The sequence below is a fragment of the Nitriliruptor alkaliphilus DSM 45188 genome (assembly GCF_000969705.1).
Lineage (GTDB): Bacteria > Actinomycetota > Nitriliruptoria > Nitriliruptorales > Nitriliruptoraceae > Nitriliruptor > Nitriliruptor alkaliphilus.
In genome coordinates this window covers 3,398,780-3,411,313 of the sequence record NZ_KQ033901.1, presented here as the reverse complement: position 1 = coordinate 3,411,313, position 12,534 = coordinate 3,398,780, and the positions used below count along the sequence as shown (strand labels likewise).

The window sequence follows — 12,534 nt, the reverse complement described above, 5'->3', positions numbered from 1 at the left end:
CTCACCGTGCGGCTGCGCCCCCTGACCGCGGTCGGAGCCCTCGTGGCCGCGCTCACCTTCGGGACGGTGGCCGCCGCCGTCGGGGGCACCAGCGACCTCAGCGAGTTGGAACGGCAGGCCGCCGAGCTGTCCTCGAACCTCGGCACCCTCGACGGGGACATCGCCACCACTCGCAGCCGGCTCGCGGTCCTGACCGCCAACCTCGACGACGCGCGTGCCCAGCTTCGCGTCGCCGAGGGCCAGCTCGCCCTCGCGCGTGCCGCGTCGGAGGAGGCCACGGCCACGGCGCTCGAGGCACGGGCCGCTCACGCCGCCGCGACCGAGCGACTCGACGGGACGCGCACGGTCCTCGGCGTGGCCGAGGACCAGCTGGCCGCACAGCTCGCCACCCGGTTCAAGTACGGCAGCACCGATCCTCGAGCGACGGGCGTGCTGCGGCTGCTGACCACCCCCGACACCAACCCGAACGAGTTCCTCCACCGCATGCGTCAGCTGGAGCGGGTCGTGGGCCAGCAGGCCCAGGTGATCGAGGAGGCCGTCCAGCTGACCCGCGAGCAGGCCGACGCCCAACACCAGATCGTCATCACCTCGCGGACCGCCACCGACGCGGCGCGGGCTGCAGCCGAGGTCGCCGCCGAGGTCGAACAGCTCGCCGCTGACGCACGCCTCGTCGCCGACCGCATCACCCGCGACGAGGCCACCGTCCGCGCCGTCCTCGGGCAGCTCGAGCTCGACCGCACCCAGACCGCCAACCTCCACGCCGAGGTGGAGGGCCACGTCCAGGCGCTGCTGGCCCGCCTCGCCGCCCAGCGCGCGGCCGACGCCGCCGCCAACGGCGGGGGCGGCCCACCCGTCGACGGCGGCTACTGCCCGGTGCAGGGTGCCGTCGCCGGACGGGACTTCATCAACGACTGGGGCTTCCCCCGCTCCGGTGGCCGCCGCCACCAGGGCAACGACGTCTTCGCCCCGACCGGGACCCCCGTGATCGCCATCACCGACGGTGTGGTGACCCGCATGGACCCGCCCTCGCGACCCACGCGCCTCGGCGGGATCACCGTGACCTACGAGACCACGGACGGGTCACGTTGGTACAACGCGCACCTCGACACGATCAGCCCGGGGATCGAGGTCGGGACGCGGATCGTGGCCGGCCAGCAGATCGCGACCGTCGGACGCACCGGCAACGCGCGCACCACCCCACCGCACAACCACATCCAGCGTCACCACGGGGGACGGTGGATCAACCCCTACCCGACGCTCGCGCAGCTCTGTCGCTAGCGCTCCGTGAAGGCGGCACCACGACGGGCGAGGGGCCTAGACTCCGGGCGGCGCCGGACGGTGAGGAGGTGGCGCACGTGTCGAACACGCAGCCAGCCCTCCGGGTCGGTGTCTGCGACGACGATCCCGCCTTCCGGGGCCTCGTCCGCCGGGTGCTGGAGGATCACGTCGATCTGGTCGGTGTCGTAGCGACCGGCGACGATGCCGTCGATCTGGTCACCGAGACCAAGCCGGATGTGCTGCTGCTCGACGTGCTGCTCAGCGGCGAGAGCGGCATCGAGGTGATCCCTCGCCTGCTACGAGCCGGCCCCACCACGATGCTGGCCGCCCTGTCCGGCCTGGATGCCGAGCGGTGGGAGCAGGAGGTCCTGGTGGCTGGCGCGTTCGTCTACTACGAGAAGACGACGATCCTCGAGCTCCCCGACCTGCTGCCGACCGACGTCGCGCTGTTCCGCAGAGCCCTGGCGGGCGAGGACGTCCTGGCCCCGTCCGCGCTGCGTCGACGGCGTGTGGAGCGCGACGCCCCGCTCACCGGACCGGATGCCCCCGACTGACCGCGGCGTACGCTCCCCATCTGGGCACGCGCCGACCGAGCCAACGGATCAACCGACCGTGACGGGCCCGGCCGCGAACGCGATCGGGTCGGCACCCGCGGCGACGGCGTCGGCCATCCGCTGGATCGCGTCCGCCCCCACGTGACGCACGTGGGGTGCCGCGGCCTCGCGGCGACGCGTCAGCGTCGGGTCGACGTACCCGAGCCGCACGATCATCCCGCGCGCGACATCGGTCCCCTGGATGCGGAGGAACGCGTGGTTGAGCGCCCGCTCGGTGTCGCCACGCGGGTCGACCACCGCCACGGCCACGTCACCGGTCACCAGCAGGTCACCGTCGACCTCCACGGGGCGATCCGACGCCTCCAGGATCGCCCGCAGCACGTCGAGGGCACGGTCCGGGTCGGCGATGCGGCTGCGGATCGCCGGTGCGAGGTCCAACCGCTCGGCGAGCGGCGTCGCGCGCACCTCGGGGGCCGGCTCTGCCACGTACCGGGGGTGGCCCGGATCGCTCTGCGGGACCGGCGACGGGGTGTGCCGGGCCGGGGCGTGGGGCGTACGGAGCGCGGGCGGGAGCTCGACGTCCGCCGGGAGCGGTTCGGGTCGGTGCTCGACGCCGAGGACCGTGCCGTCACGCGCCACGACCTCGACCTCCACCAGGTCCCGGTCCCGCGCGAGGACGCGGTGGGCAGCCTCCTGCACCAGCCGCTGCACGGCCGGGTCGTCCGGGTCGGAGCTCTCGATGTCGAGCACGATGCGGGTACCACCGCGGTCCTCGTCACCGCCCCACGCGGTGCGCCGCGGACCAGGCTCGGCCGCACGGCTGAGCCGCCGCCACCCCCACACGAGCACGGCGGCGAGCGCCGCCAACCCCAGGACCGCGAGCACCTCGACCATGGAAGCTCCTCATCCAAGGTCTCCATGGTGCGGGTCGGAACGCCTCCCGTCCAGGGCCGCAGGTCACGGCAACCCCCGATCCGCACCGGGCTCGCCCCCCGGGGCGTCGACATCGTCCGAGCGCTCGCCGCTCCGACCCGGAGCATCGTGTGCGCCTGCCGACGGGGGCGCGCGCGTACCGTCCAGTACGCGAGGTTCGGCAGGCACCGGGCACGCGCACGCGGAACGACGAGGAAGGGCAACCCTCGTCGTCGGGAGCGTCGATGTCACCAGCTCGGTCCGAACCTGCTCGCCTGCTGCCGGCGGTCGTCACCGCCCTGGCCCTCGTGGCCGCGCTGGTCGCACCCGCGTGGTCCGCCGAGACGCCCGGTGACACGGCTCCCGGGCGTCTGGTCGAGGTGGACGACTTCACCGGCGTCTCGGGGCCGCTCGAGGACGGTGAGCTCGAACTCGCCGTGGTCTCCACCCGCGCCGCGACCGTCACCGGCGGGGACGCGCTGTTCGCGATCCGCGGCCTGGACGAGGCCGACGACCTCGTCGTGACGCGCAACGGAGAGGACGTCACCGACCGCTTCTCCCCCGACGAGGACGGCCCGCTGCTCGGCCTGGTCGACGGGCTCGTCGACGGCGACAACCTGGTGGCGCTGCAGGCGCACCACCCGGACCACGGCACCCGCGGCGCCACCCTGCCGGTCCGGAGCCACCCGATCACGGGCCCGGTGTTCTCCGGTCCGCACCAGGAGCCGTTCATCTGTCGGACGACGGCGATGGGCCTCGGCGAGCCGATCGACGACGACTGCTCGATCGAGACTCGGGTCCAATGGTTCTCCCTCTCCGCCCTCGACGGGGCACGCTTCCAAGAGCTCGATGACCCCTACGGCGGCTACCCGAGCGACACCGTCACCACCGTCACCACCGACGGCGAGGTCGTGCCCTACGTCGTGCGCGTCGAGACCAGCACCATCAACCGCGGCGTGACCCGCATCGCCGTCCTCGACGACCCGGCCGCCCGCGGACCTGATGCGCCGTACGAGCCGACCGAGGCGTGGAACGGGCGGATGCTCCACCAGTGGGGTGCATCCTGCGGTGTCGGCTACCACCAGGGCACCAACTCGGTCGACTCGGTCCTGACGGGGATCGTCGACGGGACCGGTTCGTCGTTCGATGGCCTGCCCGCGGTGCCGCAGCCGCCCGTCGGGGACGGCTACCTCGTCTCGCACTCGACGATGACCACGCTCGGCGTGCACTGCAACCAGGTGATCTCGGCCGAGACGTTCATGATGATCCGCGAGCACGTCCACGAGACCTACGGACCGGTGGAACTCGCCTTCGGCAGCGGCGCCTCGGGCGGGGCCATCCAGCAGATCACCACCATGGACTCCTACCCGGGGCTGCTCGACGGCGGCGTGCCCATGGTCACCTTCCCGGACGTGGTCACCACCGCGATGAGCCCGGCGGACTGCCGCCTCCTCCTGAACGTCTTCGAGTCCGACCCGGGCACCTGGACGATGTCGAAGCGCCAGGCGGTCAGCGGCCACCTCACCACCCAGATCTGTCACGACTGGGACGACATGTTCGCCGGCCACCTCGAGGCCGCGACCGGGTGCCACGGATCGGTCCCCCGCGAACTGATCTACCACCCGGAGACCAACCCGGGTGGCGTGCGCTGCACCTTGCAGGACGCGATGGTCAACATCATGGGCATCGACGAGGAGACCGGGTTCGCCCACCGTCCCGTGGACAACGTCGGGCTGCAGTACGGCCGGGCCGCCTTCGAGGCCGGACGCATCAGCGCCGAGGAGTTCGTGGCGCTCAACGAGGCGATCGGCGGCTTCGACATCGACGGCAACATCGTCGACGAGCGCATGGCCATGTCCCCCGACCTGGCCCGCAAGATGTACGAGATCGGCGCCGTGTCCGGGCGCGGCGCGCTGGACCAAGCACCCCTGATCTTCACGTCCACCTACGTCGATCCCATCCCGATCCTGGGGTTCCACGACGCTGTCCGCGCCTACCAGGTCCGTGACCGGCTGGAGGCACGCAAGGGACGGATCGACACGCACGCCATCTGGTCGGGGCTGCCCCTGCCGAACGATGCGTGGAACACCATCGACCGCTGGATCACCGGGCTGGCCGACGCACGAGCAGCCGCGGGCGGGACGTCCACCAACGGGTGGGCCGACGCCGTCGCCGCGACCCGGCCGATCGACGCGGCGGACGGGTGCGTCGTGACCACGGCGGGGGTCAGCCCGCTCGCGCTCAACGTGCCGCTCGGCGGCGACCGCGACCAGGTCTGCGAGCAGGTGTTCCGACCGCTCGGCAGCCCCCGTACGGTCGCGGGCGGGCCGCTGGCCGAGGACGTGATCAAGTGCTCCCTGCGGGCACCCGATCGCGCCGTGGACGGGGCGGGGCTCGACGACGGGCAGTGGGAGCGGCTCCTGGCGGTGTTCCCCGACGGGGTCTGCGACTGGTCGCAGCCCGGCGTCGGCGAGGTCGATCACAGCCGGAGCTGGCTGTCGTTCGGCACCGACACCGCGCAGGAGCCCACGCCCATCCCGAACGTGGTCGCGCGTTCGGAGCCCATCCCCGACGCGCCCGGCGACCCCGACCCCGATGAGCCCGACCGTCCCGCGCCGCCCAACCGTCCGGTCACCCCCGGGCAGCCCGGTGGACCCGGCGGTCCCGGGGGTCCCGGCGGCCCGGGTGCGCCGGGCGGTCCCGGCGGTCACGTGCCGCCGGGCCACCTGCACGCCGAACCGGCCGGCGCGGCAACCCGGCCGGTCTCCGGTGGCGTCCTCGGACTCCTCGGGCTGGCGACCCTGGCTGCCGTCGCGGGCGCCCGACGCCGCACCTGACCACACCCTCAGCGACGCCACGCTCGAGCACTCGATCGAGATGCTGACCGAGCTGCGGTGACGCTCGGGGCCCGTCCGTCCGTCCCCGTGAGCGGTCCGACCCACCCCGTACGTTCCTGACCGGACCCACCACCAGGAGGTCAGGTGACCCTCGCCGTCCGCGGCATGCTCTGGTCGGTCGTGTACCTGATCATGGTCGTCGCGCCGCTGTTCTTCATGATCGTCGGCGATCCCCCGCCCGCCCGCGGGTTCTGGATGGAGCTGTCCATCGCGCTGGGCTTCGTCGGGCTGTCCATGCTGGGGCTGCAGTTCGCCACCACCGCGCGCTTCCACCCGGTCTCCGCCCCGTACGGCCTCGACCTCGTGCTCAAGTACCACAAGCAGATCTCCTACGTCGCGTTCGGCTTCCTGCTCATCCACCCCATCATCCTGGTGTTCGTGACCGAGCTCGGTGGCGCGATCTTCGATCCGTCCGAAGCCGAGGCGGACGGGATCACCGGCATCCTCGCCCTCGGCCTGGTCGTGCTCATCATCGCCGCCTCGATCTGGCGCGAGCGCCTCGGGTTGAGCTACGAGCTGTGGCGGGTGACCCACGGGCTGCTGGGCCTGGCCATCATCATCATGGCGCTGGTCCACATCTGGCTGGCGGGCTACTACGTCGACGGACCGATCCGCCGGGGGCTCTGGATCGTGATGACGGCGCTGTTCATCTCGATGTACGCGCACGTCCGACTCATCCGCCCCTGGCAGCTGCGTCGCCGCCCGTGGGTGGTCGAACGGGTCCAGGAGCTCCCCGGTGACACCTGGGAGCTGCACCTGCGGGCCGACGGCCACGACGGGATGCGCTTCGAGCCCGGCCAGTTCGCCTGGCTGACCCTCGCCCGGTCCCCGTACGCGATCACCGAGCACCCGTTCTCGTTCTGCTCCAGCGCGGAACGGACCGACACGGTCACCTTCGGGATCAAGGAGCTCGGCGACTTCACCAGCACGATCGGCACCTACGAGCCGGGGACCCGGGCCTACCTCGACGGCCCCCACGGCGCGTTCACCTACGAGCGCAACGAGGCACCGGGGTTCGTCTTCGTGGTCGGCGGCATCGGGATCACCCCCGTGATGAGCATGCTCCACACCCTGGCGGACCGCGGCGACCAGCGTCCGGTCTGGCTGATCTACGGCAACCCGAGCTGGGACGAGGTCGCCTACCTCGACGAGCTCGACGATCTCGAGCAGCGCCTGGACCTCACGATCGTCCACGTGCTGGACGACCCACCCGACGGGTGGGCGGGCGAGACCGGCTTCATCACCCCCGAGGTGCTCGACCGGCACCTGCCCGAGGACGAGCACCGTCTGGAACACTTCGTCTGTGGCCCGGACCCCATGATGGACGCCGTCGAGGAGGCGCTGCACGACCGGGGGATCCCCGGCGAGAAGGTCAACCTCGAACGGTTCGACTTCCTGTGAGGAGGACGCGGTGCGCCACACCCTCGTGACCCGGTTCGTGATCGCCACGGCCATCGTCGCCGCCGTGGCATCCGTGGCCTTCGCGCTGCTCGCCAACGCCGTCTGACGCCGGCCGCGGCCGGGCCTCACGGGGCAGGTTGCCCCCACCGCCGGTCCGCGAGCTCGCGCCACACCTCGCGGCTCTCATCGGCCGTCGGCTGCTGGTAGGAGTAGACCATCGCCCCGTCGCCCACCCCCATCGACCGCACGGTCTGATCGACGGTCGCCGCGGGGGCGTTCAGCCACCCGCCGACCCCCGGGACGATGCGTGCGTCGGTCTCGGCGTTGAGGGCCCGCTGGTAGTCGGTCCAGCGGGTGAACCAACCGGCCTGCTGGCTGTCCGCCTCGCGGAAGTACACCATCGGCATGAGCACGTCCACGAGCCCGTCGCGGGCCCACGACTCCCAGTCCTGCAACGCGTCCCGGTAGGTGCGCGTGTCGTGGAAGGTCGTCACGCCGCTGCCGCCGGGCCCCTCCCCCCAGGCGATCAGCGCCGCCGACAGGAGCACCTCAGGAGCTGCCTCGTCCACGGCGTCGGCGACACCCGCGACCAGCTCGGTCACCCGGTCGCGGCGCCACTGCGACCAGGCAGCGTCCCGCGGCTCGGGGGTGCCGATGGCACCCGTCTCGGCCCGGAAGCGGTCCAGCGCCCGCGGGTGGTAGCCGTGCTGCTCGGAGGCGTAACGCACGTAGTCGAGGTGGATGCCATCGACCGCGTAGTTGCGCACGATGTCGAGGACGGTGGCCACCACGTGGTCCTGCACCTCGGGGAGGGCGGGGTCGAGGTAGTCGGACCACGTGCCGTCGGCGGCGCGGGTCACCCAACGCTGCTCCTCGACGGCCGCCAGGCCGTGGTCGGCCGGCAGCCAACCTGGAGGTCGCGGGAGGTCGTCGTAGACCGGGTGCCAGGTCGGCGCGACTGCGATCCAGGCGTGCACCGCCAGCCCGCGGTCGTGGGCGACGCGGAGCAGTTCACCGAGGACGTCGAGGTCCGCCTCGAGCTGCGGGTCGGCCGTCGGTGGTAGGTACGCCGACCGGTAGTAGGCGTCGTGGCGCCGCGCGACCTGGGCGACGATCGTGTTGGCACCCGCGCCGGCGAGTTCGTCGACCACCGCGACGATGCCGGCTCGGCTCTTGAGCGCGTCGTCGAACAGGTGCACCCAGGCCCCCCGCACGACCTCCGGTTCCGCGTCCGGCTCCGGCTCCGGCTCGGCCGTCGGGGGCGGCTCCTCCGGCTCGTCCGGGGGTGGGGGCTCGGCCGGTGCGGTCGGCGTCGGCGCGGGAGACTCGATCGCCGCCGGGTCGTCGGGCGGCGTGTCGTCGAGCTTCGAGCCGCACGACGTCGCCGCCAGCCCGAGGGCGGCGACGGCGAGCACGACGGTCAGATGGCGCAGGCGAGAGCTCCGGACGGTGGCAGGCAGCGTGCCCGACCATGGACCGGTCCGCGCGGACGCGCCGGATCGCTCAACCGTGCGGGAGGGTGACCCGGATGGTGGCCCCGCCCCCAGGCGTGTCCCGGTAGGTGAGCTGCCCGTCGTTGAGTGCGACCAGGTCGCGACAGATGGTCAGGCCGAGACCGACGCCGCGGGAGCTGCGTCGATCACCGCTGTCGCCCTGAACGAACGCCTCGAGCAGGTCGCCGTCGAGGCCACCGGCGATGCCCTCGCCGTGGTCGATCACACCGATCCGCACGTGGCCGTCCGCCGGCTCCGCCCGCACCACGACCGGTGGCGCGCCGTAGCGATCGGCGTTGACCAGCAGGTTCTCCACGATCTGCTCGAGCTGGGAGGGATCAGCCGCTGCGGTCACGGGCGCGTCGATCTCGACCGCCACGTCGAACCGCAGACCCTCGACCACCCTCATGACGAGGTCGCGGACGTCGACGAGTTCCGGGGCCGCGGTCACGGTGCCGCGCAGGATGGTCGACATGGTCAGGACATCCTCGACCATGCGCAGCTGACGTTGCGCCTGACGCTCGACGACCGCGATGTACCGGCGCCGTTCGACGTCTTCGAGTCGGTCCCAGTCCTTCAGCAGCAGCTCGCTGAACCCGATGATCGCCGTCAGCGGTGTCCGTAGCTCGTGCGAGACGGTCGCCACGAAGCGGGTCTTGAGCTCATCGGACTCCTCGAGCCGGTCGACCAACTGCCGCAGCCAGTACACCGCCACGCCCACCACCGCACCGGCCACGATGGCCGTTCCCCAGGTCAGCAGCCACGTCCCCAACGCTGCGGGGTAGCCGGCCGCCGTCAGAGCCGCCAGGTGTATCCCGGCCGACACGACCACGATGGACAGCGACTGACGGAGGAGCGAGACGGCCGCGAAGCTGGTCACGTACACGAAGAGCACACCGGTCACCCCGGCGCCACGCGGGCCCGCCCACAGCGTCACGAGCGCGGTCGCTACCGACCCGACCAGGGTGAGCGCGACGTGCCAGCCCGTGCCGAGACGCCGTCGGCGGAGCGCCAGGAGGGTCCCGCCGAGGACGATCGCGCCGCCCGCGATCCCAAGGACGCCGGGCAGCCACCCCTCGTCGTAGACGCCGAGCAGTGAGGCGAACATCACCCACGAGCCACCCGTGAGCCACAGGGTCGCGAGCAGCGTGGTGAGTCGGCCCGTGACGACATCGGCGGGCGCCACCAGCCGCCCGGCGGATGTGAGGACGCCGTCGAGCAGGCGGGACGCGCCCGTCGGCTCCCGCTCCCGCTCCACCGTGCCCCCCGGCCCGCTCGGCGCTCACCGTACAACGAGCACGCGCTCGCTGTCCGACGCGGCGCTGGGCGACCCGGACCCTCGGGCGGTCTCGTGCGAGCGACCCAGCTACTCGCGGAGGGCGACCGGACAGGCGTCGAGGAGGTCGCCGGCATCGCCGAAGAGGTCGTCGTCTTCGGTGGGTGCGTTGGTGATGGCCTGGGGACCTCCGGCCTGGCGGTGCCGTCCCTTGCGCCACCCATCCCGGTAGGTCACGTCGAGACCGCAGAAGCCTTGCGGGTGATCGGCGGTGGGCTCGAGCTCCACCAGCAGATACGCCAGGGTCTCGTCGGGTGGTGTTCCCGAGTACCCGGGCAGGACGGTACCTCGCTCCACCGGCACGAGATCGGTGCAGAACTCGTCGACGTCGGCGGCGCGCATGGAGCCGATCGGGTCGGAGCCATGGACCGGGTGACACATCCAGACCGTCGCAGCGAGACCGTCGACCACCACGGGTTCGACGCGTTCGATCACCACGTCGTGGCTGGCCGTCCCGTACTGGCCGACGAACAGCGAGCCGTCGGTGGGTGCCGCCATCCCGACCGTGGTACCAGCCGCGTCCGACAGGGCATCGGGTGTGGTGGCCCACCACGCGAGCGCCGCGATCAGCGATGCCGCGACGACCGCGGTGATCGCAGGACCCGGCCTCCGGCGCGCTGGCGTCGCGAGCCCCTCGACCTCCGTGCCCTCGGTCACGGGTTCCACCCTCACGATCGTTCGACGGCGGACCGTACTCGGTCTCCGGTCGAGGGCACCGAGTCGTCCCGGTCCGCAGTGGACGCCGGGTCCTCGTGTCGGCCGACGCGAGGACCCGGGGACGCGTCCCGCACTCCCCCGGCCCGACCTGTGGGCCGCGGCGCACCGATGCCTGCATCAGGCGCGGACACACGAGCGCCCCGTCCGTGGATGGGGCGCTGTGGGTAGGGCGTGCAGGAATCGCCCGGCCGCCTCGCCGTCGGGACCCGCTACACGAACTACTACACCGTCGGTGTCAGCACGGTCCGTGACCTCGGCTACGAGGTGTGGGCGACGGACACCTTCACCGACGACGAAGCGAACCCCACCAACCCCGGTCCACTTCGACATCGTGATCCGGCGGGACATCCCGCTCGACGGCCTCGCCGACCGGACCGGCACCCCGGCTCAGCGACGAGACCTGCGCAACCGATTCCTACCCGAACTCGAACGGCTGCTCGCTCGGCTCGACGGACCACGGCCGGTCGACGGTGACGAGAACCTTCAGGTCGGTGCCAGGCTCCTCGTCCACGACGGCGACGTCACCTACCTCTCGGCGACCGTGACGGCCCACGAGGGGTGACCTGTGGGAGCTCACGCTCCAACGCGAGAGCGCGTAGCAGCGACAGGCGGGACGCAAGTCACCACCGCACCATAATCCCCTGATGGAGACTCGGTGGTGGGCGACGAGACGGATGGCCTTCCGTAGCGTCGATGGCCTCGGCGGGAACGCTCTGTAATCCCCTGTCGCCTCCGGCTGACTTGGTAACGAGGTGCGCCCGCCGAGGCCGCCGCCACGTGACTCGACAGAGGGATGTCTGAACTCGCATCAGGACTGTCCGTAGCGGCTCCTGCACGTTCACCAACGAGGAGACCAGCATGGACGTCATCATCGGGATCGATCCCCACAAGAGCTCGCACACCGCCGTCGCGCTCGACGCGGCCGGAGAGGTCCTAGCGGAGCTACGCGTCACGGCCGGCAAGCACCAGATCCATCAGCTGCAAACCTTCGCCGCGGCGTGGCCGGACCGTCGGTGGGCGGTCGAGGGCGCCAACGGACTCGGACGGCTGCTGGCCCAACAGCTGATCGCCGCTGGTGAGCCGGTCACCGACGTGCCCGCCACCCTCTCGGCTCGGGTGCGTCTGCTCTCGGGCGGGTCGGCCCGCAAGTCCGACAGCCACGATGCCCGCTCGACCGCGATCGCTGCCCTGCACGGACGCCAGCTGCGCCAGGTCGGGCCCGAGGACGTCACGGTGGTGCTGCGGATGCTCTCCGATCGGCGCGATCAGCTGTCGGCGTCCCGTAACCGGATCGTGTGCCGGTTGCACAACCATCTGCGGCATCTGCGTCCAGGCGGCGCTCCGCTACATCTCACAGCCGAGAGGGCCAGCCGACTGCTACAGGGCATCCGCCCTGAAGGCGTCGTCGCGGTACAGCGCAAGCAGCTCGCGAGGGAGCTCGTTGCCGACCTGCGCAAGATCGACCGGCAGCTGGTCGACATCGACGGTCGCATCGTCGAAGCCGTCACGGCCTCCAAGACCACCCTGACCGACATCGTAGGCATCGGACCGATCCTCGCGGCCACGATCATCGGCCATGCCGGCGACATCGACCGGTTCCCCAGCCGGGCCCACTTCGCGAGCTACGCCGGCACCGCACCGATCGAAGCCTCGTCCGGAGACGTCTCGCGTCACCGGCTCTCACGACGAGGCAACCGGCGGCTCAACGCCGCCATCCACATGGTCGTTCTCAGCCAGCTCTCGCACACCAGCCCCGGCCGTGCCTACGTCGACCGGCGTCTCGCGGAAGGCAAGTCCCGCCGCGAAGCGATGCGCGCCCTCAAGCGGCAGCTGTGCAACGTGATCTACCGGCAGCTACTCGCCGACTCCGCGACGACCGAAGAGATCGCCGCGGCATGAGCGGACCCGGGGGACACGGCAGCCTCGAGGGCTGACGTTCAGTCACA

At 71.8% G+C, this 12,534-nt stretch carries 10 protein-coding genes; 6 read left to right on the top strand and 4 right to left on the bottom strand.

What is annotated here, in order from left to right:
* Positions 1-6: 6 nt before the first annotated feature.
* On the top strand, positions 7-1,278 hold the full coding sequence (locus NITAL_RS15800; protein WP_052667197.1) for a murein hydrolase activator EnvC family protein: 1,272 nt from the start codon (positions 7-9) through the stop codon (positions 1,276-1,278).
* A gap of 77 nt (positions 1,279-1,355) precedes the next feature.
* A complete protein-coding gene (locus tag NITAL_RS15795; RefSeq protein WP_052667196.1) occupies positions 1,356-1,832 on the top strand; it encodes a response regulator in 477 nt (158 codons plus the stop codon).
* 48 nt (positions 1,833-1,880) lie between these two features.
* Here NITAL_RS15795 and NITAL_RS15790 read toward each other — a convergent pair whose 3' ends face one another.
* Positions 1,881-2,726: a hypothetical protein gene (locus tag NITAL_RS15790; RefSeq protein WP_052667195.1), complete on the bottom strand. Its 846-nt coding sequence runs from the start codon at positions 2,724-2,726 to the stop codon at positions 1,881-1,883.
* A 263-nt stretch (positions 2,727-2,989) separates the two neighbouring features.
* On the opposite strand from NITAL_RS15790, the gene NITAL_RS15785 reads away from it, so the two are divergent.
* On the top strand, positions 2,990-5,581 hold the full coding sequence (locus tag NITAL_RS15785) for a DUF6351 family protein (protein WP_052667194.1): 2,592 nt from the start codon (positions 2,990-2,992) through the stop codon (positions 5,579-5,581).
* 144 nt (positions 5,582-5,725) lie between these two features.
* On the top strand, positions 5,726-7,042 hold the full coding sequence (locus NITAL_RS15780; RefSeq protein WP_052667193.1) for a ferredoxin reductase family protein: 1,317 nt from the start codon (positions 5,726-5,728) through the stop codon (positions 7,040-7,042).
* Positions 7,043-7,167: 125 nt separating this feature from the next.
* On the opposite strand, the gene NITAL_RS15775 is transcribed toward NITAL_RS15780, so the two are convergent.
* The 3 genes from NITAL_RS15775 to NITAL_RS15765 all read right to left on the bottom strand — a co-directional run bounded on the left by NITAL_RS15775 (position 7,168) and on the right by NITAL_RS15765 (position 10,528).
* Positions 7,168-8,457 (bottom strand): glycoside hydrolase family 10-like protein, encoded by a 1,290-nt coding sequence (locus NITAL_RS15775; RefSeq protein ID WP_052667192.1) that lies wholly within the window; start codon positions 8,455-8,457, stop codon positions 7,168-7,170.
* 88 nt (positions 8,458-8,545) lie between these two features.
* Positions 8,546-9,793, bottom strand: a complete 1,248-nt coding sequence (locus NITAL_RS15770) for a sensor histidine kinase (protein WP_052667191.1) — start codon at positions 9,791-9,793, stop codon at positions 8,546-8,548.
* A gap of 108 nt (positions 9,794-9,901) precedes the next feature.
* Positions 9,902-10,528, bottom strand: coding sequence for a hypothetical protein (locus NITAL_RS15765; protein ID WP_157041877.1), 627 nt, complete (start codon positions 10,526-10,528; stop codon positions 9,902-9,904).
* Between the two features lie 391 nt (positions 10,529-10,919).
* Between NITAL_RS15765 and NITAL_RS15760 the strand changes: the two genes are divergently transcribed.
* Both NITAL_RS15760 and NITAL_RS15755 read left to right on the top strand, forming a co-directional pair.
* Positions 10,920-11,150, top strand: a complete 231-nt coding sequence (locus NITAL_RS15760; RefSeq protein WP_052667189.1) for a hypothetical protein — start codon at positions 10,920-10,922, stop codon at positions 11,148-11,150.
* A gap of 296 nt (positions 11,151-11,446) precedes the next feature.
* The gene (locus NITAL_RS15755; RefSeq protein WP_052664145.1) at positions 11,447-12,487 is read left to right on the top strand and encodes an IS110 family RNA-guided transposase; all 1,041 of its coding nucleotides are present in this window, start codon (positions 11,447-11,449) and stop codon (positions 12,485-12,487) included.
* Positions 12,488-12,534 lie beyond the last annotated feature (47 nt).

Bases quoted from the DNA above. Each gene is read 5' to 3' on its own strand.
- NITAL_RS15755 (WP_052664145.1), top strand. From the start codon at position 11,447: ATGGACGTCATCATCGGGATCGATCCCCACAAGAGCTCGCACACCGCC.
- NITAL_RS15785 (WP_052667194.1), top strand. From the start codon at position 2,990: ATGTCACCAGCTCGGTCCGAACCTGCTCGCCTGCTGCCGGCGGTCGTC.
- NITAL_RS15790 (WP_052667195.1), bottom strand. From the start codon at position 2,726: ATGGTCGAGGTGCTCGCGGTCCTGGGGTTGGCGGCGCTCGCCGCCGTG.